We start from the raw sequence: 23,201 nt of genomic DNA on the forward strand, positions 1-23,201 counted from the left end.
GGTGCGGCCTCCGACCACGACGAGCCGGACGAAGGTCTGTCGCAGCTCGGCCGCGACCAGGCCGACCGGCTGGGCCGACGGCTCCGCACAGTGCCGTTCTCGGCCGTCCACCACAGCCCACTGGCCCGGGCGGCCCAAACCGCCGACATCGTCGCCCGCTACCGCGCGCGAACCAGCCACTACCTGCGCAGACATCGAACCTGAAAGTGCGGCTGGAGTACTATTCCAACCGATCTGTTTCTGGCCCACCCCAAGATCACCGATCCTGAAACCCCAGGTTGGCGAGCCTGCTGCGCGAATGGTGTCGATGAGAAGGTCGGCCATCACGCCGGGTCACGGCGCAGGGCCTGCAGGATCAGTCGATCGCCGAAGCCGCGGCGTCCCTGCGAGCCCCTCAACATCCGCTAACGGTCGAGGGCGACCCCTGTACGAACCGCAGTGTGATCTCGGCAACGCGTCGACCGAGGTGCTCGGCGGTGAGCAGGTCGGCTTTCGGGGGCGCCTGCTCAGGCCCAGCGTCGACGTTCGACTGAGCGGCGGCGCCCAGCCAGAACCCAAGCCGGTTGAGATCGTGCTCCGAGCCGGTTGCCGAGCAGTTCGCCGGCGGTAGATCGAGCGACACCCAGTGCATGCCGTGCTGGGCGGCGAAGATCACCATCTGGGTTAGCGTCGCCAGCTTGTCGCCCGCCTGTGTGCCCGAGTTGGTGAATCCCGCTGCGATCTTGTCACGCCACAGGTAGCCGTTGCGCATCACTGCGGCGGAACTGGCCTCCTGGAACTCCTTGAAAGCGGCCGAGGGACCGCCGACGTACGTCGGCGCACCGAAGATGATCGCGTCGGCGCACGCCAGTTCGACCCACTGGTCTTTGGCCTCCTCGACGGTCAGCATGAGTGCTTCGACATCAGATACCAGTTCAACCCCTGTTTTAACCGCCTCGGCCTGCCGCCGAGTGTGGCCGTATCCGCTGTGGTAGACGATGGCGATTTTGGTGCTCATGTGCAACCTCCCCTGCTGTGAACCTGCCACCCATCTGACGTCTGCGGTCAGGCGGAGGTGACCGGCGCGCACAGGGCAATGTCCAGTTGCCGGAGCCGGAGTGGGTCACCGACGACCTCAATCGCAGCGATCCGATCGTCGTGGACCACGAACTGCAGGACGAACCGCAGCCGCCCCCTTGGCGCCACGACCGCGCCCACTTCACCCTCGATGAGCGCGGGTTCAGCGAAGCGAGCCTGCTGGCCGTTGGTAAGCGTCTCTTGCGCGACCTCGCCAGCGCCTCGAACGTGCGCACGGGCGTACCGCCGCAGTGCAACTCGATCCGCCCGCCGCTCGACGTCGGGTGACAACACTGCGATGAGGCCGTACAGGTCGCCGGCCCGAGTCGCGGCGAGGAACGCTTCGACGACCCTGCGGTGCCGTTCGACGTCGCAGGCAGGCAGCTTCGGCGCCCCGCGCACGCGTTGACGGGCGCGGCTGGCCAGCTTCTTCGTGGCGTCCGGCGACCGTTCCACCACCTCTGCGATTTCAGCGAAGGGCACGGCGAACAGGTCATGAAGCACGAACGCGACACGTTCGGCAGGTGTCAACCGATCCAGAACTACCAGTAGGGCCAGCCCGACCGAGTCGGCCAGCTCGGCTGCCTCGGCCGGGTCACTGCTCGCGGTGTCACCGGCAGGCGGGTCTGGAGCGCCCACATCGATCGGGACCTCGGGCCGGCGCAGGCGAGAACGGACCATGTCGAGACACACCCGGCCGACGATCGTGGTCAGCCACCCCGGCACGTTCGCAACAACGCCAACGTCGCTGCGGTTCGCGCGCAGCCACGCCTCCTGGATCGCGTCGTCCGCCTCGTCTGAGGAGCCCAGTATGCGCGACGCGACACCGCGCAGGTGGCCACGGAGCCGATGGAACTCATCGGCGAGCTGACGCTGGTCGTTCATCGGTCACCTTCGGCTTCGTCTGAGCGTCATATCTGATTGAGGAGACAGGTACGCCATGAAGACGAGGAGGCGGCCCGACAACCATAACATTTCGGGCTTACAGGCCACGGTCGCGGATGATCTGCGTGTGGGGCCGGGGCCGGCTACGCAACGCTGGCCTCGGTCTTTCATCTGGGGGATCTGTCGTAGCTGCTGGTCGATGAGTTGGTTCGGGGCTGGTCGGCCGGTTCGCTGGCGTGCTGATGGCCCGGTGCTGGGCCGGGTTTCTCCGTGCTGCGGGTCGAGGCGTGAGATTTCGGGGTCAGCCGGCGGGGTTGGGGTAGTGCGGCGATCCGGTTGAATGCCCTGGTCAGGGCGTCGGTCCACGACCAGTCGGCGGGAATGGCGCGTCGGGTCCGGCGGGCGGTGCGGGTGAGGCGTGCCGCGACGTGCAGGAGCCGGTAGCGCAGCTTCTTCGGCTCCGTGCGGGCGAGGTCACCGTGCAGGAGCAGGGTTTGGGTCCAAGCGATCAGGTCGATGCCGGTCAGCGCGAGGTGGAGCCAGGCTTGGTTGATCGCGAAGACGCGGGACGGGAATCGGCCGAAGCCGGTGTTCTTGCCGCAGCGGATGCGGTCCTCGACGCGGGCGTGAGCGCGGTGGCGGGCCTCGAGGTACTGGATCGACTGCGCAGCAGGATTGGGTGCCGTGCCGGTGGGCGTCGGGGATCTGGGCCAGGGCCTCATCGAGGACGGTGATGTGGTTGGCGGTGGTGTTTGACCCGGCTCGGCTTTCGCGCAGCAGGCCGGCGAGGGCTTCGCCGGTGTTGTCCAGGAAGCACAGCAGCGGGTGGGTAGCTGAAGGTCTTCTTCCAGGCGCGGGTCGCCGATTCTTTCGCGGAGTGGCACATCACGATCGTCGCGTCAATGTCCAGGACAGACCCTCGACTTGCCGGCCGGCCACCATCGGGTGCGGCAGGGTCAGAGGCGACCGGCCCGAACAACCCCGGCTGGTCGCGCAGCACCGCCTCAACAACCACAAGTACACCGGATACATGGTCTGGAACCGACGCAAGCGCTCACGGCCGGATCGAGGAGTGAAAGGCCGTGTCACCCCGCCCAGCGAATGGGTCTGGTCGCCGAGCCCAGGTACTCGCTGCTGAACTCCAGGAGCTGGCCAAGGCCGCACAGCCGAAGGGGGCGGGAACCCGCGAACTGGTGGACCAACTACCGCACGTTGATCTGAACGTGCTCGACCTGCCCGACGAGATGCAGAGGCAGCTGTTCGACGCCTTCCAGCTGTAGATCCGGTACGACCGACACCTCCAGCGGATCACACTGCGCGTCGCCGTACGCGCTGAGGTGATCGACGTCATCAGCCAGGCTGCTGCCGACGCCACGGGCAGGGCCCCGAAGGTTCCGAGGCAGCGGCAGCCCGAACGCGAAGCAGAAAGGGGTGGACGCGCTGGCGTCCGCCCCTGTCGGTCAAACCCGCTTCCATGTTCTACGTGCCCCCGGCAGGATTCGAACCTGCGCTCCCGCCTCCGGAGGGCGGTGCTCTATCCCCTGAGCTACGGGGGCTCAGCGACCGGAGAAGAGTAGCAAACCCTTCCCGCGATCACCGAATCGGTACGCACGGATGCGCTCCAACCGCCCGCATCCGGCCGGGCCGGTGGTCACGCGGCGACGGCGCGACCGCAGCTGGGCAGCGGGTGTAGCGCGATGCGGCGGGGTAGCCGGCGTGGCCACTCATTGCGGGGCCACGAGCCGTCCACGATCAGGTGGACGGTGCGTTGCTCCGCTCCGCTGAGTCGGAGTACGAAGTCGCGGGGGAGCGGGGGGTCCACCGACGGCGTAGTGATCATGAATTGGACCCGCCCCCGAGACGAGACCGCGGAGATGATGTCCGCCGCCGGCATCGTGCCGCGGAGCCGGATCCGGCCGATCCAGTGCACGTCGGCTAGGTGCTCCTGAGCGGCCCGGACGATCGCTGGGTACTCGGTGCGTACCCAGCGCTCCACCGCGCCGACGCAGAGCCCGCAGGCGCGCTCGCGTGGCTCCCGGGGGCCGAGTCCCCATGCCCGCAGGTATGCCCCGACGACGCCGGGGTCGAGCGGCAACCCGAACCGGTTCTGAATGATGGTGTGCAGACCCTGTCGCGTCCAGAGCCCCTCGTCCAAGCCGAACGCGTCGGGGTAGCTGCCCCGCAAGGTGTCGATCAGCTCGAGTTCCTGTTCGCGGCTGAGCGCTCCTGGCTCGCTCTGCCGCACTCCGCGACGGACGGCCGCCACCGCCCCGTCACCGCCGATTGTGTGGCGCCGGCACCAGCTGGTGACCGAACGCCGTGCGTCTCTCAGTGCAACACCCACGTCTTACGCAACGAGCTCGAATCACAACTGGTCACGATATGTGCGGAGAAACTTCTCTTTGAGATGTATTCGCCCGTAGAGGGAGTAACTTCACGAATCGGACCTAACGGTTCAACTGGGCGACCCGGTCCCGCTGCCGACCGTTGGGCGTGGGAGCGGACGCGGTGGGCCCACGGCCGCCGAACACGCCTCTGACCATGACAAACGACCCGCACCACCACCCGGTGGTGGTGCGGGTCGCGGGACGGCCCAACCGCCTGATCAGCCCTTGATGCGCTCGAGTGCGTTGCGCAGGTTGGTCAGATCTGTCTGCTGGGTGTTCTTCATCGTCTGCGCGGTCTGGACCACGTCCTTCTCGTCGCTCTGGTCGAGCAGCGCATCAACCATGTGGATGCCACCGATGTGGTGCGTGATCATGAGCTCGAGGAAGAGGACATCCAACTCCGTGCCCCGGGCCTCCCGGAGCTGGGTCATCTGCTCCGCAGTTGCCATCCCTGGCATCAGCCCGTCGCGGATCATCTCGGTGCCGTCCGGCAGCCACGCCATCCGGGGTTCCGAGCCGGTCGGGTCCAGCTCCCATGACCGCAGCCAAGCCTGCATGATGCCGATGTCACCCTGCTGGCCGAGGGCGATGTCGTTACCGATCGTCTGGACCTCCCGGTCCGTGCCGTGCTTGAAGGCGATCAACCCCATCTCCACCGCCTGGGCGTGGTGGGTGGTCATGTCCCGAGCGAAGCCCGCCTCGGCGGAGGTATCCCCCGGTCGATTGAGGTCGGGGGTGAGTAGGCCGCCCGCATAGCCGAGCAGGAGGCCGATCACGATGGCGATCGCCACCACCGCCGTGCCGAACTGGGCAGCGGGGCGACGGGCGCTGTCGGCGCGCGGAGCCCCGTCGGGCTTTTCGTCGAGGGTCGTGAGGGCGGACATCCCGGCTCCTTGGCTACTGCGGCATCTGCGGGCCGAGCTCCCGCGGCGTGGTGCCGGTGGCGGTGACGCCCTGGGCGCAGAGGGCGGTGGGGCCCTCGATGGAGGCATTGACCCTCAGCGTCTTGATGAAATCGTCGATCCGGCCGTCATCGGCGTTGTCGACCTTGAGCTGGTATCCCCAGGCCTGGAGCGAGATCGGCTGGTCCAGCCCTTCGTGCGGGCTGAGGAAGAGCTTCTCGTTACCGCGTACCCGCTCGGCCAGCTTCTCGACCTGGCCGGCGTCGAGGTCGGGCTGGTAAGTGATCCACACCGCGCCGTGCTCCAGGCTGTGCACGGCGTGCTCGTTGGCGATCGGAGCGTCGTAGATGTCGCCCATGCAGTTCTGCCAGGCGTCGTTGTGCGGGCCGGCGACCGGCGGCAGGACGGAGTACTCGATCGAGCCCTGCTGGTGGTTGCCGCCGGCGACCAGCGCCGGGTCCTGCTCGCGGAAGTTGACGATGTCGGCGATGTCGTTCGCCCGCTCGTCCCACGGCTTGGAGCCCTGGAATGCCGCCCAGCCGCCGTAGCCGACGATCGCGACAGCGAGCACGCCGACGGCGACGAAGAGGGCGATCGGCCCCCAGTTGCGCTGCTGGCTCACCTTGACCGGAGTGATCGGCTTGCGTGGCTTCTTGCCGCCGCGCTGGCTGCCCGCTGGCTTGCCGGACCCCGGTCTGCCCCCCGCTGGCTTGCCGGATCCGGGTTTGCCACTGGCCGGCCTGCCCCCGGCTGACTTCTTCGTGGTGCTGGCAACGGTCGGGTGGCGCTCCGGGCCGCCCGGGGTGCTGATGCTCATCGTGCCTCGTCAGGTCGGTCGGTCGGGGATCTGGCGGGCCGGGGTCACATGCTGGGTCGCCGCCGCGGGCTCTGAGTCTACCCCCGATAGCATGGTTCGGTGACTCCCGCAGAACTCGCCGAGGTCGTCCTCACCGCAGCCCACGCCGTCTTCACCGAGCGGGGCCTGGACCGCTCCACGCTTCCGGAGCAGACCGTGGTGGAGCGACCCCGCAACGTCGAGCACGGGGATTACGCCTCGACGCTGGCCCTGCAGCTCAGCAAGAAGGTGGGGGTCCCGCCGCGGGAGCTCGCCGCCGCGCTGGCCGAGCAGCTCGGCCGGGCCGTGGGGGTCAAGTCGGTGGAGGTCGCCGGCCCGGGCTTTCTGAACATCCGCCTCAACGCGGCCGCCGCGGGCCAGCTGGCCCAGGTGATCGTGGAGACCGGCGCGGAGTACGGCCGCAGCGGCCGGCTCGCCGGTCAGTCGATCAACCTCGAGTTCGTGTCGGCGAATCCGACCGGTCCGGTGCACATCGGCGGCGTCCGGTGGGCGGCGGTCGGTGACGCGTTGAGCCGGTTGCTGCGCGCCACCGGGGCTGCCGTCGCCACCGAGTACTACTTCAACGACGCCGGTTCGCAGATCGACCGGTTCGCCCGCTCCCTGCTGGCCGCCGCGAAGGGGGAGCCGGCGCCGGAGGACGGGTACGCCGGCGCGTACCTCGCGGAGATCGCGCAGCAGGTCCAGTCCCGGCGGCCGGACGTGCTGGCGCTCGAAGACGCCGCAGCCCAGGAGGTGTTCCGGGTCGAGGGCGTCGAGTTGATGTTCGCTGAGATCAAGTCGTCGCTGCGTGACTTCGGCGTGGAGTTCGACACCTACTTCAACGAGAAGGACCTGCACGACCGGGGCGAATTGGAGCTCGCCCTGGAGCGGCTCCGGCAGCAGGGCCACATCTTCGAAGCCGACGGCGCCACCTGGCTGCGCACCACCGACTTCGGCGACGACAAGGACCGGGTGCTGCGCAAGTCCGACGGCGAGTGGACGTACTTCGCCGCGGACTGCGCCTACTACCTGGACAAGCGGGAGCGCGGCTTCGAGCGGGTCGTGCTGATGCTCGGCGCGGACCACCACGGCTACCTGGGCCGGATGAAGGCGATGGTCGCCTGCTTCGGCGACGACCCGAGCCGCAACCTGGAGATCCTTATCGGGCAGCTGGTCAACCTGGTCCGGGACGGGGCCCCGGTGCGGATGAGTAAGCGGGCCGGCACCGTGGTGAGCCTGGAGGACCTGGTCGACGCGGTCGGTGTGGACGCCGCCCGGTACGCGTTGGCGCGCTACTCCACCGACTCCCCGATCGACATCGACATCGAGCTGTGGACCCGGGCCAGCCGCGACAACCCGGTCTACTACGTGCAGTACGTGGCGGCGCGTACGGCGAATGTGGGTCGTAATGCCGCGGAGGTCGGGCTGGCCCGGGGCGGCGCGGCGGACTTCCACCCCGAGCTGCTCGACCATGACAAGGAAAACGAGCTGTTGAAGGCGCTGGCCGAGTTCCCCGCCGTGGTGGCCACCGCCGCCGAGCTACGGGAGCCGCACCGGATCGCCCGGTACCTGGAGGACCTGGCCGGGGCGTACCACCGCTTCTATGACAACTGCCGGGTGCTGCCCCGGGGCGACGAGGAGATCACCGACCTGCACCGCGCCCGGCTCTGGCTCAACGACGCCACCCGCGTGGTCATCGCCAACGGCCTGCGGCTGCTCGGCGTCACGGCCCCAGAGCGGATGTGACATGCGAGCGCGAGGAGTGAGCTTGCGAGCCCCGCAGTCGGGAAGCGGAGACAGATAGTGCGAGCGCGAGGAGTGAGCTTGCGAGCCCCGCAGTCGGGAAGCGGAGACGGATAGATGCGTGCACACGAGGCCGGTGCCCTGCACGGGGAGATCGGCAGTCAGGGTACGGCGTGGCTGCGTGCCCCACGGGACGTGAACGCCCTGCTGCCCGGGCTGTGGCCGCGCACCGTCAGCCGGGCGGCGGACGGCGCGCTCGCCGTCGCGGGCCGCTCGGTGCGGGAACTCGCGGCCGAGTTCGGCACCGCGGTGTACCTCTTGGACGAGGAGGACCTGCGGAGCCGCTGTCGGGATTTCCGTGCCGCTTTCCCGACCGAGGATGTCTACTACGCCGGTAAGGCGTTCCTTTGCCGGGCGGTCGCCCGAATGGTCGCCGAGGAGGGCCTGCACCTGGACGTGTGCAGCGGCGGCGAGTTGGCTACCGCGCTGGCGGCCGGGATGCCGGCGGAGCGGATCGGCTTCCACGGCAACAACAAGTCGACCGCCGAGCTGAGCCGGGCGTTGGAGGTCGGGGTGGGGCGGATCATCGTCGACTCCGCCCACGAGATCGACCGGCTCACCGCCCTGGCCCGCGCGCGGGGCGTCCGCCCGCGGGTGCTGGTCCGGGTCACCGTCGGCGTGGAGGCGCACACCCACGAGTTCATCGCCACCGCGCACGAGGACCAGAAGTTCGGCTTCTCGCTGGCGGACGGCGCGGCGATCGCCGCCGCGCTGCGCATCCTCGACGAGAATGTGCTGGAATTGCGCGGCCTGCACTCGCACATCGGGTCGCAGATCTTCGATGCGAGCGGGTTCGAGGTCTCCGCCCGCCGGGTGCTGGCGCTCCAGGCGCAGATCCGCGACGCGCGGGGGGTGCAGCTACCGGAGCTGGACCTGGGTGGCGGTTTCGGGATCGCGTACACCTCGCAGGACGACCCGGCCACGCCGGCCGACCTGGCGAAGCGGCTACGCAAAATCGTTGACGGGGAGTGTGCCGCCGAGCGGCTGGCGGTGCCGCACCTGTCGATCGAGCCGGGCCGGGCGATCGTCGGCCCGGCCATGTTCACGCTCTACGAGGTGGGCACGGTGAAGTCGGTGCCGGTCGGAACCGGTGGCGACGCGACGGATGGGCGTCGTTGTTATGTGAGTGTTGACGGCGGCATGAGCGACAACATCCGAACCGCGCTCTACGACGCGTCGTACTCGGCGACCCTGGCGTCCCGAGCGAGCGTTGCCGAGCCGGTGCTTGCCCGCGTTGTGGGAAAGCACTGTGAGTCCGGGGACATCGTGGTGAAGGATGAATTCCTGCCCGCCGACGTGCAGCCTGGAGATCTTGTCGCCGTGCCCGGCACGGGTGCGTACTGCCGAAGCATGGCCAGTAACTACAACCACGTGCCGCGCCCCCCGGTGGTCGCGGTGCGCGACGGCCGGGCTCGCCTGATCGTCCGCCGGGAGACCGAAGAGGACCTGCTCGCTTTGGATGTGGGATGACATCACCTGTGCGCGTGGCGCTGCTCGGCTGTGGCACGGTCGGCAGCGAGGTGGTTCGGCTGCTGCACTCGCAGTCCGCCGATCTCGCCGCCAGGATCGGCGCCCCGCTGGAGATCGCCGGCATCGCCGTCCGGCGGATCGGCCGGGACCGGGGGGAGCTGCCGGTCGATCCGGCCGTCTTCACCGCTGACCCGTTCGACCTGGTCAAGCGGGACGACATCGACGTGGTGGTCGAGTGCGTCGGCGGCATCGAACCGGCGCGGAGTTGGCTGGTGGAGGCGCTGCGGGCGGGTAAGAGCGTGGTAACCGCGAACAAGGCGCTGCTCGCCGAGGACGGCGGGACGCTGCACGACGCGGCGGCGCGGGGTGGGGGCGACCTCTACTACGAGGCGGCCGTGGCCGGCGCGATTCCCCTGCTGCGCCCGCTGCGGGAGTCGTTGCACGGGGACCGGGTCACCCAGGTGACCGGCATCGTCAACGGCACCACCAACTTCATCCTCTCCGCCATGGACACCACCGGCGCCGGCTTCGCCGAGGCGTTGGCCGAGGCGACTGATCTGGGGTACGCCGAGGCTGACCCGACGGCCGACGTGGAGGGTTTCGACGCTGCGGCCAAGGCGGCGATCCTCGCCTCACTGGCGTTCCATACCCGGGTTGGTGCGGCGGATGTGCACCGGGAGGGCATCACCGAGGTCACCGCCGCCGATGTCGCCAGTGCGAAGGCGATGGGCTGCACCATCAAGCTGCTCTGCATCGCGGCCCGGGGCACCGCCGCGGATGGCCGGGAGACCGTCAGCGTACGGGTGCATCCGGCGATGATTCCGCTCACCCATCCCCTCGCCGGCGTGGGTGACGCCTTCAACGCGGTGTTCGTGGAGGCCGAGGCGGCGGGGCAGCTGATGTTCTATGGGCCGGGTGCGGGTGGGGCGCCGACCGCCAGCGCGGTGCTCGGTGACGTGGTGGCGGTCTCCCGTAACCGGCTCGCCGGGGTCCGGGCGGCCAGTGAGTCCGCCTACGCCGACCTGCCGGTGCGGCCGATGGGGGAGGCGCTCACCCGCTACCACATCAGCCTCGACGTGACCGACCGCCCCGGGGTGTTGGCGGCGGTCGCGGGCGTGTTCGCGGAGCACGGTGTGTCGATCGCAACGGTTCGGCAGGGCGCTGCGGGCAGCGGCGTGGCCGGCCGGGACGAGGATGCCGACCTGGTCATCGTCACCCATGTCGCGCCGGACGCCGCACTCGCCGCGACGGTCCAGGCGTTGCGTGGGCTGGACGCGGTCCGGTCGGTGGCCAGCGTGCTGCGGGTCGAGGGGAGCGCATAGCTCAGTCCCGGTGGAGGCCGGGAGAGGCGGAGGAGACAACATGTGGCGGGGTCTTATCGACGCGTACCGAGAGCGGCTGCCGGTCACGGCAACCACCCCGGTCGTCACCCTGCACGAGGGGAACACCCCACTGCTGCCGGCGCCGGTGCTGTCGGCGCGGACCGGGTGCGAGGTCTATCTGAAGGTCGAGGGCGCCAACCCGACGGGCTCCTTCAAGGACCGGGGAATGACCGTCGCGGTCTCCAAGGCGGTCGAGGCCGACAACAAGGTGATCATCTGTGCCTCGACCGGTAACACCAGTGCCTCGGCCGCGGCCTACGCGGCGCGAGCTGGCCTGACCTGCGCGGTGCTGGTGCCACAGGGAAAGATCGCGCTGGGCAAGCTCGCCCAGGCGTTGGTGCACGGTGCCCGACTGCTCCAGGTCAGTGGCAACTTCGACGACTGCCTGTCGTTGGCCGCCAAGCTCGCTCAGGACTATCCGGTCGCGCTGGTGAACTCGGTGAACATCGACCGGCTACACGGCCAGAAGACCGCCGCGTTCGAGATCGTCGAGGCGCTTGGCGCGGCACCGGACATTCACTGCATGCCGGTCGGCAACGCGGGGAACATCTCCGCCTACTGGCTCGGCTACTCGGAGGAAGAGGCCGCCGGAAATATCACCCGGACCCCGAAGCTGTACGGTTTCCAGGCCGCTGGTGCGGCGCCGATCGTCACCGGCCAGGCGGTGCGCGAACCGGCCACGATCGCCACCGCGATCCGGATCGGCAATCCGGCGAGCTGGTCGAAAGCACTGGATGCCCGGGATGCCTCGGGCGGTCTGATCGCCGCGGTCACCGACCGGGAGATCCTGACCGCGTACCGGCTGCTCGCTCGCGATGTCGGGGTCTTCGTCGAGCTGGGCAGCGCCGCGAGTGTCGCCGGACTGCTCCAGCAGGCCGCCGCGGGTACGGTGCCGCCGGGTTCCACGGTTGTCTGCACGGTCACCGGTCATGGCCTGAAAGACCCGGAGTGGGCGATCTCGACCGCCCCCGCGCCGGTGACCATCGCCAATGACCCGCTGGCCGCGGCCCGTTCGCTCGATCTGGCCTGAGGGCCGGGACGGGATTCGTTCGCGGCGCCGACGACGGCTCGCGGGCGTTGACGGGTGAACTCGCGGGGCGGCAGCCATTGAACCCCGCCGCACCGGTGCCGAACCAGTACGGGACACTCGACTCACCCGCACCCAATTCCCGCATCAGGAGTGAGCCCAGCCGATGTCGCTGCTCGCCAGATTCAGTCTCGCCAATCGAGGGCTGATTGCCCTTGTCGCGGTGGTCACCACGGTGTTCGGAGCGTTCGCCGTGCCGTCGCTGAAGCAGCAACTCCTACCGTCGCTGGAGTTCCCGGCCGCCTTCATCGTGGCGGCCCATCCAGGCGCCGGTCCGGAGGCTGTCGAGTCGCAGGTAACCGTGCCGATCGAGAACAGTCTGCAGGGCGTCACCGGGCTGGAGAAGATCACCTCGACCTCGCGCGAGGGGTCGGCGACCATCCAGGTTGAGTACGAGTTCGGTACCGATGTGGACGATGCGGTTAACCAGTTGCAGAGCGCGGTCAACCGGGTTGCCGGGCTACCGGACGGGGTTGACCCGCAGGTCATCGCCGGCGGCACGGATGACCTGCCGGCGGTGGTGCTCGCTGCCTCCGGCGGGGCCGACCAGCGGGCGCTCGGCGAACGGCTGCGCGGTACGGTCCTGCCGGAACTGGCTGCGATCGAGGGTGTCCGTGCGGTCGACCTGACGGGCACCCGCGACGAGGTGGTGGTGATTACCTCGAATGTGGCGAAGCTCACGAAGGCCGGGATTCGGCCCGACGCCTTCGCCAGGGCACTGCAGGCCAACGGCGTCGCTGTCCCGGCCGGCGCGGTTGTCGACGGCCAACGGACGCTCCCGGTTCAGGTCGGCACCCCGCTGGGCACCCTGGACGAGCTGCGCGACGTCATCCTCACCGTGGCGCCGGCCGACCCGGTTCGCCTCGGCGACGTGGCGACGGTCGAGGAGCGGCTCACGCCGGTCACCGCGATCACGCGTACCAACGGCCAGGACAGTCTGGGCATCGCCGTGACCGCGACGCCGGACGGGAACGCGGTGGAGATCTCCCAGGAGATCCGGGACCGACTCGCGGAGCTGCGTACCGCCTCCGGCGCCGAGCTGACCGTCGTCTTCGACCAGGCCCCATTCGTCGAAAAGTCGATCAAGGGTCTCGCCACCAAGGGGCTGATCGGCCTCGTGATGGCCGCCCTGGTGATCCTGGTCTTCCTGCTCTCGGTGCGCTCCACCGTCGTTACCGCGGTCTCCATCCCGTTGTCGGTGCTGGTCGCACTGATTGCGCTCTGGATCGGCGACTACTCGCTCAACCTGCTCACCCTCGGCGCGCTGACCATCGCCGTCGGCCGCGTCGTCGACGACTCGATCGTGGTGCTGGAGAACATCAAACGGCATCTTGAGTACGGCGAGTCCAAGCAGGAGGCCATCCGTACCGCGGTCCGTGAGGTGGCCGGTGCGGTGACCGCCTCCACCCTCACCACGGTCGCCGTCTTCGCCCCGATCGCGCTGGTCGGTGGATTCATTGGGCAGCTCTTCACGCCGTTCGCGATCACCGTCACGGTGGCGCTGCTCGCGTCACTGCTGGTGTCACTGACCCTCATTCCGGTGCTGGCGTACTGGTTCCTCCAGCCGGCCGCTCAGACGGCGGGCGAGGCGGCGGTGCGCCGGGCCGCGGAGGAGAAGGAGTTGCGTAGCCCGCTGCAGCGCGCGTACCTGCCGGTCATCGGCTTCGCCACCCGGGAACGGTCGACCCGGTGGATCACCCTCGGCCTCGGCGTTCTGGTCCTCTTCGGCACGTTCGGCCTCTCCCGCCAGCTGGAGACGAACTTCCTCGACGACTCCGGCCAGGACACGATGACCATCACCCAGGAACTGCCGGCGGGCACCGGGCTGGCGGGAACGGACGCGGCGGCCCGACAGGTGGAGGAGGTGCTGGCCGAGACCGAGGGCATCGAGACCTACCAGGTCACGGCCGGCGCGGGGGGTAACCCGTGGGCTGGTGCCGGTGGCAACAATGTGGCGTCCTGGTCGCTGACCCTCACCGATACCGACGCCGAGCAGATGCGTGCTGTCCTGCGCGAGAGGTTCGACGGGTTCGGTGCCGAGGCGGGTGAGTTCCGGTTCGGGGCCGGGCAGGGTGGAGCCGCCGCGAATCAGCTCGAGGTGGTCGTGCAGGCTACCGATCCGGCGATCCGGAGCCAGGCCATCGACGAGGCGTTGGCGGCGATGACGGGGCTGCCCGGCGTCGAGGATGTGACCACCAGCGTGGCGACCCAGGTCGGGCAGATCGAGGTCAAGGTTGATCGGGCGAAGGCCGCGGCGGCCGGGCTCACCGAGGCGGGTGTCGGGCAGCTCGTCGCGCAGGCATTCCGGGGCGCCCCGCTGGGGCAGCTGACGATCGAGGGCCAGCAGCGGAACGTGGTCCTGCAAACCGCCCCACCGCCGGTGTCGCCCGAGCAGTTGCGGGCGTTGCCGGTCGGCGCGGTCCCGCTGGGCGCCATCGCTGAGGTCGGTGAGGTTCTCGGCCCCCAGCAGATCACCCGGATCGACGGTGAGCGCAGCGTCTCGGTGACCGGCACGGCCACCGGCTCCGACCTCGGCGCGACCAGCCAGGAGTTGCAGGAGCGGCTGGATGCGATCGACGTCCCCGGGGCCACCTTCGTCATCGGCGGCGTCAGCGCGGACCAGGAGGAGGCCTTCGCGGATCTGGGGCTGGCGGTGCTCGCCGCGATCGCGATCGTATTCCTGATCATGGTTGTGACGTTCCGTAGCCTGACTCAGGCGCTGATCCTGCTGGTCTCCGTGCCGTTCGCGGCGACCGGCGCGATCGGGCTGCTGCTGGCTACCGGCACCCCGCTGGGGGTGCCGGCGTTGATCGGTGTTCTCATGCTGGTCGGCATCGTGGTGACCAACGCGATCGTCCTGCTCGATCTGGTCAACCAGTACCGGGCGCAGGGCCTGGGGATCCGGGAGGCGGTTGTCGAGGGCGGCCGGCGGCGGCTGCGCCCGATTCTGATGACCGCGGTCGCGACCATCTTCGCGCTGCTGCCGATGGCCCTCGGCCTGACCGGCGAGGGCGGCTTCATCTCGGAGCCCCTGGCGATCGTGGTGATCGGCGGTCTGCTCAGCTCGACCTTGCTCACCCTGGTGCTGGTTCCGACCCTGTACGTCATGGTGGAGAACGCCAAGGAGTCGATCCGGGACTGGCGGGCGGGTCTGCGGGGGCCGCGGGCCGGGGCGGACGCATCGGGCGGCACGCCCGCCGCAGCTGAGCCGGCGGCCACCGGGCCCGGTGCGGCCTCCCCAGCGGTCAGCGGTCCCGGCGTGGCGGAGTCGGCGGGTCCGGGCGGTGACGCCGACACCGCCGGAGAGGTGTCCGACCAACCGACGCCCTCACCAGCGCTGGTTGAGGGAACTGACCAGTTTGAGGTGCTGCGACTGCCCAGAAGCCGTACCTCGCCGCTTCCGCCGGCGGAGTAGTTCCCCCGGCTCGCGGACGCCCTCGACGGCTGGCCGAGGGCGTCCGCGCCGTTTCCGGACCCTGCGGTCCGCACGATGACCAAGCGCGGCACCGCGGTGGATAGGGTTCGGTGATGCCGTCCGTCCTCTCGGTTCTGCGTCGTAACCGGAACTTCCGCAAACTGCTCTTGGCCGAGCTGATGGTCTTCGGTGTGGACTGGTTCGTCATGGTTCCGTTGCTGGTGCTCCTGCCGGCGTTGACCGGCAGTGGCGTGTGGGGTGCGCTGCTGCTGGCCATGGACACCGGCGTCGTGGCGCTGCTGCTGCCGTACACCGGGGCGGTGGCGGACCGGTTCGACCGCCGTCGGATCATGATCGGAGCCAACCTCGCCGCGCTGCTCGGCGTCCTGCTGCTCCTCGGGGTACGCGATGCCGGCACCGCCTGGCTGGCGTTGGTGGGGATCGGGGTGGTGGCGGTAGCCAAGGCGTTCTACTCGCCGGCCGCGCAGGCCGCCCTGCCGAACGTGTTGGACCGGGACGAGTTGGCTGCGGGTAACGCGGTCGCGGGTTCGGCGTGGGGCACGATGACGATTGTCGGGGCGTCGCTGGGTGGTGTGCTGAGCAGCGCCACCGGACCGTACGTCGCCTTCTGGGCGGCTGCCGGCGGTCTGGTCCTGGCGGCGATCCTGGCCGTGCTGATCCGCCGGCCGTTGCAGGCGCCCCGAGAGCAGGATCGGCCGGCACAGCAGACCTGGGCGGCTGTGCGGGAGGCGCTTGGTTACATCGGCCACCGGCCCCGGGTGCTGGCGTTGGTCACGGTGAAGTCGGCAGTCGGTCTTGGTAATGGTGTGTTGACGGTCTTCCCCTTGCTGGCAGCGACCTATGCGGCTGGCCCGATCGGTGTCGGTCTGCTCTTCGCGGTCCGTGGGGCGGGAGCTCTGGTCGGTCCGATCCTGATGCGACGGGTCCTGGCAAACCGGGCCTGGCTGCTGCCGGGCCTGGCGCTGTCCATGTCGCTGTACGGGCTGGCCTATCTGGGCACCTCGGCGGTGAACTGGTTCCCGCTGGTGCTCGTGTTGGTCTTTGTGGCGCACTTCGCTGGGGGCAGTAACTGGGTCATGTCCAACTACGCCCTCCAGGGTGAGGTCCCGGACCGGTTACGCGGGCGGGTTTTCGCCACCGACATGATGCTGGCGACTCTCGCCATCTCGGTGAGCCAGCTGGTGGTGGCGTCGGTGATTGACGTGGTGGACGAACGGGTGGTGCTGGCCGGTGGTGGTCTGGTCACCCTGGTCTATGCGATCGGCTGGCGGGTGGCGACCCGCCAGCTCTCGCTGACCGAGCCGGTTGCCGAGCCGGAGTCGGCTTCGCGCTGACCGGCCCCGCCCCCATTATCGCCCCGACAGGCGGGCCGGGGGCGGTGGTTCGGAACGTCGGTGTGCGGTCCTAGCATGAGTGCGTGTCGACCAACTTCTTGCCCGGCCCGGTCCGGGTGCGAGTCGCTGCCACCAGCGCCAATCTGGGGCCGGGTTTCGACGCCGTCGGGCTTGCCCTCGGACTTTATGACGATGTCTGTGCCGAGGTTACCGCCGGCGGCGTCACGGTGCGGGTGCTCGGCGAGGGCGCCGGTGAACTGCCCAGCGACGAGCGGCACCTCGTGGTGGGCGCGATGCGGGCCACCTTTGCCGAGTGTGGCGGCCAGCCGGCGGGGCTGGCGGTGGAGTGCGTCAACCGGATCCCCCAGGCGCGTGGCCTCGGCTCGTCCTCGGCGGCGATCGTAGCCGGGGTGTTGCTGGCCCGGGCCTTGGTGCCCGACGGGCAGCAGCGGCTGGACGATGCGGCCGTGCTCCGTCTCGCGGCCCGGCTCGAAGGCCATCCAGACAATGTGGCGCCCTGCCTGCTGGGCGGGTTCACCGTCGCCTGGACCGAGCCGGAGGGTGCTCGGGCGGTGTCGCTTCCGACCGCCGTCGGGGTCCGGCCGACGGTGTTCGTGCCGACGGAGCGAGGGCTCACCGCCGCCGCGCGGGCCGCCCTGCCGGCCACGGTGCCGCACCAGGATGCGGCGCAGAACGCGGGCCGGGCCGCCCTGCTGGTTCATGCGCTCAGCGTCGCGCCGGAGCTGCTGCTACCGGCCACGGCTGACCGGTTGCACCAGGACTATCGGGCCGAGAGCATGCCGGCGACGGCCGCGTTGGTCGCCGAACTTCGCGCGGCGGATGTGCCAGCGGTGGTCTCCGGGGCCGGACCGACCGTGCTGGCGCTGCGCGATCCCCCCGCCGACCTGGTAACGGGGCCAGACTGGCAGGTTTGGTCGTTGCCGGTAGAGGTGCGCGGCGCCCGGGTTGGGCGGGGTAGACTGGGACACGCGGAGCGGGATCCTGTTGCCGCAGGTCGGAAGAGTTGATTACGCTCTAGACTTAGCACAGCCGCGAAGCACGCGATCTTCCTGCGGGTCGGCGCACCCCCGAAGCTATCGGCGGTCTGCCCGTCACCCCTGCTTAGACACGCCGCACCGCAGTGCGCATCGGTCGCGGCAGACGGCGAGCCCGTCCTCATCACCTCGGTGAGTCGGGAAGGCTACCGGCTGCTGTGCCACCATCTCCCGCGACGCGTCCATGCGAGGCGGGTGCACCGAGGCCGCCCGGCCACCTGTTTGTCGATTCCGGGCAGCCCCGGCCTATCGAGGGAAGGATTCCATTGAGCGACACCACCGACGTGACGTCGGATGTTTCCAACGTCGCTGGCGATGCCACGACCGCTGCTCCCACCCGTCGTCGGCGTAGCGGCACAGGTCTGTCGGCGATGCTGCTGCCGGAGCTTCAGAGCCTGGCCGCGTCGCTCGGCATCTCGGGCACGGCTCGCATGCGCAAGGGTGAGCTGATCAGCGCGATCACCGAGCGCCAGAGTGGCGGGGCAGCCACCGGAACCCCTCGACCGCGGGCCGAGGTTGCGGCTGCTGCGGCCCCCGCCCGGGGGGAGGTCCACGCGGAGGTACGGGAGTCGGGCGAGCGGCCGGAGGCCGAGTCGCGTCCCGCCGAGTCGTCAACAACCACGCCGACCACCGGCCGCGCCCGTGGCCGACGTGGCCGGGCGGCCAGCGAGGCCGGTGAGGCCCGCGCTGAGACGCGACCGGAGGGGACCGAGGCCGGCGAACGCCGGGAGCGCGGTGAGGGCCGCGGTGGCCGGGAGCGTGCCGAGCGGGGCGAGCGTGCCGAGCGTGCTGAGCGGGGCGAGCGTGCTGAGCGGGGCGAGCGTGCCGAGCGTGCTGAGCGGGGCGAGCGGGGCGACCGTGCCGAGCGGGGCGAGCGTGCCGAGCGTGGTGACCGCGCGGAGCGGGGCGACCGGAACGACCGGGGTCAGCGTGACAACGACGGCGAGGAGGAGAACGAGGGCGGCGGCCGGCGTGGTCGGCGCAGCCGCTTCCGGGACCGTCGGCGCGGCCGTGGCGACCGGGACGGCGATGGCGGCCGGGAGCCCCAGGTTAGCGAGGACGACGTGCTGGTCCCGGTGGCCGGCATCATCGATGTGCTCGACAACTACGCTTTCGTCCGGACTACCGGTTATCTGGCCGGGCCGAATGACGTTTATGTCTCTATGTCCCAGATCAAGCGGTACGGTCTGCGGCGCGGTGACGCGATTACCGGCGCCGTTCGCGCGACGCGGGAGGGCGAGCAGCGGCGGGACAAGTACAACCCACTGGTCCGGCTGGACACCATCAACGGGATGGAACCGGAGGAGGCGAAGCGCCGGCCGGAGTTCTACCGACTCACCCCGCTGTACCCGCAGGAGCGGCTGCGGTTGGAGAGCGAGCCGCACATCCTCACCACGCGGGTGATCGACCTGGTGATGCCGATCGGCAAGGGTCAGCGGGCACTCATCGTTTCGCCGCCCAAGGCCGGTAAGACGATGGTGCTGCAGGCGATCGCGAACGCGATCACCCACAACAACCCGGAGTGCCACCTGATGGTGGTTCTGGTGGACGAGCGTCCGGAAGAGGTCACCGACATGCAGCGGTCGGTGAAGGGCGAGGTAGTCGCGGCAACCTTCGACCGTCCGCCGCAGGACCACACGACCGTCGCCGAGCTGGCGATCGAGCGGGCGAAGCGGCTGGTCGAGCTGGGCCACGACGTGGTCGTGCTGCTGGACTCGGTGACGCGGCTCGGTCGGTCGTACAACCTGGCGGCGCCGGCCAGCGGCCGGATCATGTCGGGTGGTATCGACTCCACCGCGTTGTATCCGCCCAAGCGGTTCCTGGGTGCGGCCCGCAATATCGAAAACGGCGGTTCGCTGACCATCCTCGCCACCGCGCTGGTGGAGACCGGTTCGACGGCGGACACGGTCATCTTCGAGGAGTTCAAGGGCACCGGCAACGCGGAGTTGAAGCTGGACCGGAAGATCGCCGACAAGCGGACCTTCCCGGCCATCGACATCCACCCGTCCGGCACGCGTAAGGAGGAGATCCTGCTCGCGCCGGAGGAGCTGGCCATCGTCCACAAGCTCCGGAAGGTGCTGCACGCGCTGGACTCGCAGGCCGCGCTGGATCTGTTGCTGGACCGGCTCAAGCAGTCGCGGACCAACATCGAATTCCTGATGCAGATCGCGAAGTCGACGCCCGGGGAGTGAGCCCCGGTCGGCCCGGGGTACGGCCGAGTGGGTCGTGCCCCGGCGCCGGTCAACAGTGGCGACGTCGCGGCGGATCGTCCGCACGCCCGGAGCGGACCCGTCCGGGCGAATGCTCGGCGGCGGATCGGGAATGCGGGGGTACGGGCCGACGTTTACGCTGCCAGTGCCGCGGCGCGGCCCGCCTGCCGAGCCAACCTGCCCCCGTGGCAGACTGGTTCGTCGGCCACCGGTTCCGGTTCACGCCCATCCGTCGTACACCCGCGGCCGGGCGACCCGGCGACCACCAACGAGAGGACCGAGGCGACATGAAGCCCAACACCCACCCGGAGTACGTGACCACGGAGGTCGCCTGCTCCTGCGGTAACACCTTCACCACCCGCAGCACCGCCAAGGGCGGTTCCATCCACGTGGAGACGTGCAGCGCCTGCCACCCGTTCTACACCGGTAAGCAGCGCGTTCTGGACACCGCCGGCCGGGTGGCCAAGTTCCAGCAGAAGTACGCCAAGGTTCAGGCCAAAAAGGGCAAGTAACGCCCCAGTCGGCGCCCGTGTCCGGTTTCAGTCCGGGCGCGGGCGTCGTCCGTATTCCGCCCCGGCGGCCGGGGCATCGCCGTCCAGCGCCGTTGTCGAAGGAGTAGCTGTCCATGAGTAGCGAGCGTCTGGCCACCCTCCTCGACGAGTACGCGGAGCTGGAGCGGCGGCTGGCCGACCCGGCTATTCACGCCGACCAGAACGCGGCCCGCCGAGTGGGCCGTCGGTACGCGGAGCTGGTGCCGCTGCACAAGGCCGCCACCGAGCTGGCGCAGGCCCGAGCCGACCTGACAGCGGCGAAGGAACTGGCGGCCGAGGAGCCGGCCTTCGCCGCCGAGGCCGAGGCGATCGCGGCAACCCTGCCGGCCTTGGAGGAGTGCCTCGCCGAGCTGCTGATCCCACGGGACCCGCACGACGCCAAGGACGTTATCGTCGAGATCAAGGCGGGGGAGGGGGGCGAGGAGTCGGCGCTTTTCGCCGGCGACCTGCTGCGGATGTACACCCGCTACGCCGAGCACTGTGGCTGGCTGGTCGAGGTGATCGACGCGCAGGATTCCGACCTGGGCGGAGTGAAGGACGTCTCGCTCGCGATCAAGTGCAAGGGAGTGCCGGAGGGCGGCAACGGGGTGTGGTCCCGGCTCAAGTGGGAGGGCGGGGTGCACCGGGTGCAGCGGGTGCCGGTCACCGAGTCGCAGGGACGCATCCACACCAGCGCCGCCGGCGTACTGGTGCTGCCGGAGGCCGAGGAGATCGACGTGACGATCGACCCGAACGAGCTTCGGATCGACGTGTTTCGATCATCGGGTCCCGGTGGTCAGTCGGTGAACACCACCGACTCCGCGGTCCGGATCACCCACCTGCCGACCGGCATCGTCGTCTCCTGCCAGAACGAGAAGTCCCAGTTGCAGAATCGCGAGCAGGCGATGCGGATCCTGCGGGCCCGACTCCTGGCAGTGGCGCAGGAGCAGGCCGACGCCGCCGCCTCCGACGCGCGTAAGGCGCAGGTGCGGACGGTGGACCGCTCGGAGCGGATCCGCACCTACAACTTCCCGCAGAACCGGATCACCGACCACCGGATCGGCTACACCGCGTACAACCTGGACCTGGCCCTCGCCGGAGAGTTGGACGGTGTGCTGGCGGCGCTCGCTGAGGCGGACCGGGCGGCCCGGCTGGCGGGCGACGTGGAGCTGGGGCGCCGCTGATCCGCCCGCCGCGGGCAGACCCCGCGGACGAAACGCGGGCCGCCCGGCGGCTGTCAGGAGGCGCGGGGGCGGGTTTTGGCGCGCAGCATCTCCCGGTCGGCGGCCTCGAAGGCGACGCTCAGAGCGTCCGGTACGTCGGGACCGGTGGCGGCGACCTCGGCGAAGCCGATGCTGACCCCGACCGGGGTGCCGGGCACGAGCGATTCCCAGTCCTCGGTCCGCACGGCGGACTTGATCCGGCGTGCCACCTCCTGGGCCTCGGCCATGTCCGTACCGGGTAGCACCACGACGAACTCGTCGCCGCCGTAGCGGGCTACGAAGTCGTCCCGCCGCATCACCCGGTTGACCACTCCGGCGATGCGCTGCAGGACCAGGTCGCCGGAGTGGTGTCCGTGGTAGGTGTTCACCGCCTTGAACCCGTCCAGGTCGCAGACGCCGATCACCACCCGTTTCCCCTGGGCCATCACGGCGGCGATGTACCGTTCCAGCCGGCGTCGGTTGGGGAGCCCGGTCAGCGGGTCGGTCAGTGCCTCTCCCTCGAAGCGGGCGGCTTCGCGGCGCATCTCCTCGTGATCGATGCGGGCGGCGATTCCGTCGATGTAGACGTCTCGAAGTCGGTCGTTGCGTTGCGCGGCGAGCCGGAACGCCCGCCGGTCGACCCGATGCGCGGCGACGTGGTCACCGGCCCGGCCCAGCGCGATGCTGCGGAGCCGATCCGGCTCGGCCGCGCCCAGGGTCTCGGTGGAGACCTGCACGGTGTCTATTCGGCTGACCGCCTCGATCGGCCGGTCGGCCGCGATGGCGAGGCAGACCTCGCCGAGTTGGCGCATGTCTCGTGCCCGGGCACTGTCGCCGCCGTGGCCCAGCAGTCGGGCCGGCGCGGCGTCCGTTCCCGCCTCCAACCGGTCACCCAGGGCGGCCTGCCGTGCTGCGGCGTAGCCGTACGCGGCGAGGCTGCTCGGGCGGAGCCGCCCGGCCTGTCCAGCGTGCAGGAACTGCTTCAGGTCGCTGCCGATATCGCGGAGCACCCGCAGACAGCCGTCGCTGTCGCCGGTGTGGTCCAGCGCGACGGCGTTGCGCAGTCGGATGCCGGGGGCGGCGAAGGTCTCCGCCGGGATGCCGGCGGCGAGCCCGAGCTGTCGTGCCCGCTCGATCGCACCCAGCGCGTATCCGTGGAAGCTGAGGTAGGAGTAGGCCATCGCGAGGTCGTGCCAGCCCCAGGCGGTGTCCCGGTCGGGGTCGCTGACGGCGCCCAGCGCGCGAGCGGCCCGCACCAGGTGCATGACACACCGGTCCAGCGCGCCCTGGTGGTGGGCGGCGAGCGCGGCGAGCGCGTGCAGGTGTCCGTGCGGGTACGGCTCGGCGAGATCCCGGACGGCGGTGGTGGCCTCCTCGATGGCCCGGGTGTACTCCGCGGTCCGGCCCAGGTTGACCACCGCGGAGAGGCGTTGCACCAGGGCGTCGGCCCGGGCGTACCGGTCGTTGGTGGTGGCGAGCACGTCCGAGAGGATGCGGTACGCCTCGGCGGAGCGGCTCGATTCCTGTAGCTCACGTGCCCGGGTCAGGGTGTCAACCTGGTCGCCGACTTGGTCCAGCCAACCCACCCGCGACCTCCTGTCTGTGTGCGTCTGACCGCACCGGCTCG

General features: G+C 69.9%; 18 protein-coding genes, 1 tRNA gene and 1 pseudogene. 12 read left to right on the top strand and 8 right to left on the bottom strand.

Annotated features, from left to right (window positions below; translation table 11 throughout):
- Nucleotides 1-69 precede the first annotated feature (69 nt).
- Entirely contained in the window at nt 70-204 is a 135-nt protein-coding gene (locus SALPAC3_RS28835) for a histidine phosphatase family protein (RefSeq protein ID WP_232430568.1), read from the top strand.
- A gap of 190 nt (nt 205-394) precedes the next feature.
- Here SALPAC3_RS28835 and SALPAC3_RS0119300 read toward each other — a convergent pair whose 3' ends face one another.
- The 3 genes and pseudogenes from SALPAC3_RS0119300 to SALPAC3_RS27395 form a co-directional block, all read right to left on the bottom strand.
- Nucleotides 395-997, bottom strand: coding sequence for a flavodoxin family protein (locus SALPAC3_RS0119300; RefSeq protein WP_018222824.1), 603 nt, complete (start codon nt 995-997; stop codon nt 395-397).
- Nucleotides 998-1,044: 47 nt separating this feature from the next.
- A complete protein-coding gene (locus SALPAC3_RS0119305; RefSeq protein WP_018222825.1) occupies nt 1,045-1,941 on the bottom strand; it encodes a sigma-70 family RNA polymerase sigma factor in 897 nt (298 codons plus the stop codon).
- Between the two features lie 305 nt (nt 1,942-2,246).
- Nucleotides 2,247-2,944: pseudogene (locus tag SALPAC3_RS27395) on the bottom strand (transposase); the annotation flags it as partial.
- Nucleotides 2,945-3,023: 79 nt separating this feature from the next.
- Between SALPAC3_RS27395 and SALPAC3_RS28840 the strand changes: the two are divergent.
- Complete coding sequence (locus SALPAC3_RS28840) at nt 3,024-3,221, top strand: hypothetical protein (RefSeq protein WP_018222827.1); 198 nt, start codon at nt 3,024-3,026, stop codon at nt 3,219-3,221.
- A 204-nt stretch (nt 3,222-3,425) separates the two neighbouring features.
- On the opposite strand, the gene SALPAC3_RS0119320 is transcribed toward SALPAC3_RS28840, so the two are convergent.
- From SALPAC3_RS0119320 to SALPAC3_RS0119335, 4 genes are all read right to left on the bottom strand, one after another.
- Nucleotides 3,426-3,497, bottom strand: a tRNA-Arg gene (locus tag SALPAC3_RS0119320).
- A 95-nt stretch (nt 3,498-3,592) separates the two neighbouring features.
- Nucleotides 3,593-4,285 (bottom strand): winged helix-turn-helix domain-containing protein, encoded by a 693-nt coding sequence (locus tag SALPAC3_RS0119325; protein WP_033660344.1) that lies wholly within the window; start codon nt 4,283-4,285, stop codon nt 3,593-3,595.
- Between the two features lie 261 nt (nt 4,286-4,546).
- Nucleotides 4,547-5,212, bottom strand: coding sequence for a DUF305 domain-containing protein (locus tag SALPAC3_RS0119330; protein WP_018222829.1), 666 nt, complete (start codon nt 5,210-5,212; stop codon nt 4,547-4,549).
- Nucleotides 5,213-5,225: 13 nt separating this feature from the next.
- A complete protein-coding gene (locus SALPAC3_RS0119335; RefSeq protein WP_026185728.1) occupies nt 5,226-6,047 on the bottom strand; it encodes a thioredoxin-like domain-containing protein in 822 nt (273 codons plus the stop codon).
- A 99-nt stretch (nt 6,048-6,146) separates the two neighbouring features.
- On the opposite strand from SALPAC3_RS0119335, the gene argS reads away from it, so the two are divergent.
- The 10 genes from argS (at nt 6,147) to prfA (ending at nt 21,556) form a co-directional block, all read left to right on the top strand.
- A complete protein-coding gene (gene argS, locus SALPAC3_RS0119340; protein WP_018222832.1) occupies nt 6,147-7,811 on the top strand; it encodes an arginine--tRNA ligase in 1,665 nt (554 codons plus the stop codon).
- A 114-nt stretch (nt 7,812-7,925) separates the two neighbouring features.
- Nucleotides 7,926-9,338 (top strand): diaminopimelate decarboxylase, encoded by a 1,413-nt coding sequence (gene lysA, locus SALPAC3_RS0119345; RefSeq protein WP_018222833.1) that lies wholly within the window; start codon nt 7,926-7,928, stop codon nt 9,336-9,338.
- An 8-nt stretch (nt 9,339-9,346) separates the two neighbouring features.
- Nucleotides 9,347-10,660, top strand: coding sequence for a homoserine dehydrogenase (locus SALPAC3_RS0119350; protein WP_018222834.1), 1,314 nt, complete (start codon nt 9,347-9,349; stop codon nt 10,658-10,660).
- Between the two features lie 40 nt (nt 10,661-10,700).
- On the top strand, nt 10,701-11,750 hold the full coding sequence (gene thrC / locus SALPAC3_RS0119355; RefSeq protein WP_018222835.1) for a threonine synthase: 1,050 nt from the start codon (nt 10,701-10,703) through the stop codon (nt 11,748-11,750).
- Nucleotides 11,751-11,913: 163 nt separating this feature from the next.
- The gene (locus tag SALPAC3_RS0119360) at nt 11,914-15,222 is read left to right on the top strand and encodes an efflux RND transporter permease subunit (protein ID WP_018222836.1); all 3,309 of its coding nucleotides are present in this window, start codon (nt 11,914-11,916) and stop codon (nt 15,220-15,222) included.
- A gap of 113 nt (nt 15,223-15,335) precedes the next feature.
- Entirely contained in the window at nt 15,336-16,577 is a 1,242-nt protein-coding gene (locus tag SALPAC3_RS0119365; protein WP_018222837.1) for an MFS transporter, read from the top strand.
- Between the two features lie 83 nt (nt 16,578-16,660).
- On the top strand, nt 16,661-17,605 hold the full coding sequence (thrB, locus tag SALPAC3_RS0119370; RefSeq protein WP_018222838.1) for a homoserine kinase: 945 nt from the start codon (nt 16,661-16,663) through the stop codon (nt 17,603-17,605).
- Between the two features lie 293 nt (nt 17,606-17,898).
- On the top strand, nt 17,899-19,824 hold the full coding sequence (gene rho / locus SALPAC3_RS0119375; protein WP_080635203.1) for a transcription termination factor Rho: 1,926 nt from the start codon (nt 17,899-17,901) through the stop codon (nt 19,822-19,824).
- A gap of 305 nt (nt 19,825-20,129) precedes the next feature.
- Complete coding sequence (rpmE, locus tag SALPAC3_RS0119385; protein ID WP_026185729.1) at nt 20,130-20,354, top strand: 50S ribosomal protein L31; 225 nt, start codon at nt 20,130-20,132, stop codon at nt 20,352-20,354.
- A gap of 113 nt (nt 20,355-20,467) precedes the next feature.
- Entirely contained in the window at nt 20,468-21,556 is a 1,089-nt protein-coding gene (gene prfA / locus SALPAC3_RS0119390; RefSeq protein WP_018222841.1) for a peptide chain release factor 1, read from the top strand.
- Between the two features lie 53 nt (nt 21,557-21,609).
- Here prfA and SALPAC3_RS0119395 read toward each other — a convergent pair whose 3' ends face one another.
- Nucleotides 21,610-23,160 (bottom strand): GGDEF domain-containing protein, encoded by a 1,551-nt coding sequence (locus SALPAC3_RS0119395; protein ID WP_018222842.1) that lies wholly within the window; start codon nt 23,158-23,160, stop codon nt 21,610-21,612.
- Between the last annotated feature and the right edge of the window lie 41 nt (nt 23,161-23,201).

The organism is Salinispora pacifica DSM 45544 (genome assembly GCF_000378845.1).
In the GTDB taxonomy this organism is placed as follows: domain Bacteria; phylum Actinomycetota; class Actinomycetes; order Mycobacteriales; family Micromonosporaceae; genus Micromonospora; species Micromonospora pacifica.

Excerpts from the sequence above, each read along its gene's own strand:
- thrC (WP_018222835.1), top strand. The coding sequence starts at position 10,701 with ATGTGGCGGGGTCTTATCGACGCGTACCGAGAGCGGCTGCCGGTCACG.
- SALPAC3_RS0119305 (WP_018222825.1), bottom strand. The coding sequence starts at position 1,941 with ATGAACGACCAGCGTCAGCTCGCCGATGAGTTCCATCGGCTCCGTGGC.
- prfA (WP_018222841.1), top strand. The coding sequence starts at position 20,468 with ATGAGTAGCGAGCGTCTGGCCACCCTCCTCGACGAGTACGCGGAGCTG.
- lysA (WP_018222833.1), top strand. The coding sequence starts at position 7,926 with ATGCGTGCACACGAGGCCGGTGCCCTGCACGGGGAGATCGGCAGTCAG.
- SALPAC3_RS0119300 (WP_018222824.1), bottom strand. The coding sequence starts at position 997 with ATGAGCACCAAAATCGCCATCGTCTACCACAGCGGATACGGCCACACT.
- SALPAC3_RS0119360 (WP_018222836.1), top strand. The coding sequence starts at position 11,914 with ATGTCGCTGCTCGCCAGATTCAGTCTCGCCAATCGAGGGCTGATTGCC.
- SALPAC3_RS0119335 (WP_026185728.1), bottom strand. The coding sequence starts at position 6,047 with ATGAGCATCAGCACCCCGGGCGGCCCGGAGCGCCACCCGACCGTTGCC.
- SALPAC3_RS0119365 (WP_018222837.1), top strand. The coding sequence starts at position 15,336 with ATGCCGTCCGTCCTCTCGGTTCTGCGTCGTAACCGGAACTTCCGCAAA.
- SALPAC3_RS0119330 (WP_018222829.1), bottom strand. The coding sequence starts at position 5,212 with ATGTCCGCCCTCACGACCCTCGACGAAAAGCCCGACGGGGCTCCGCGC.
- rpmE (WP_026185729.1), top strand. The coding sequence starts at position 20,130 with ATGAAGCCCAACACCCACCCGGAGTACGTGACCACGGAGGTCGCCTGC.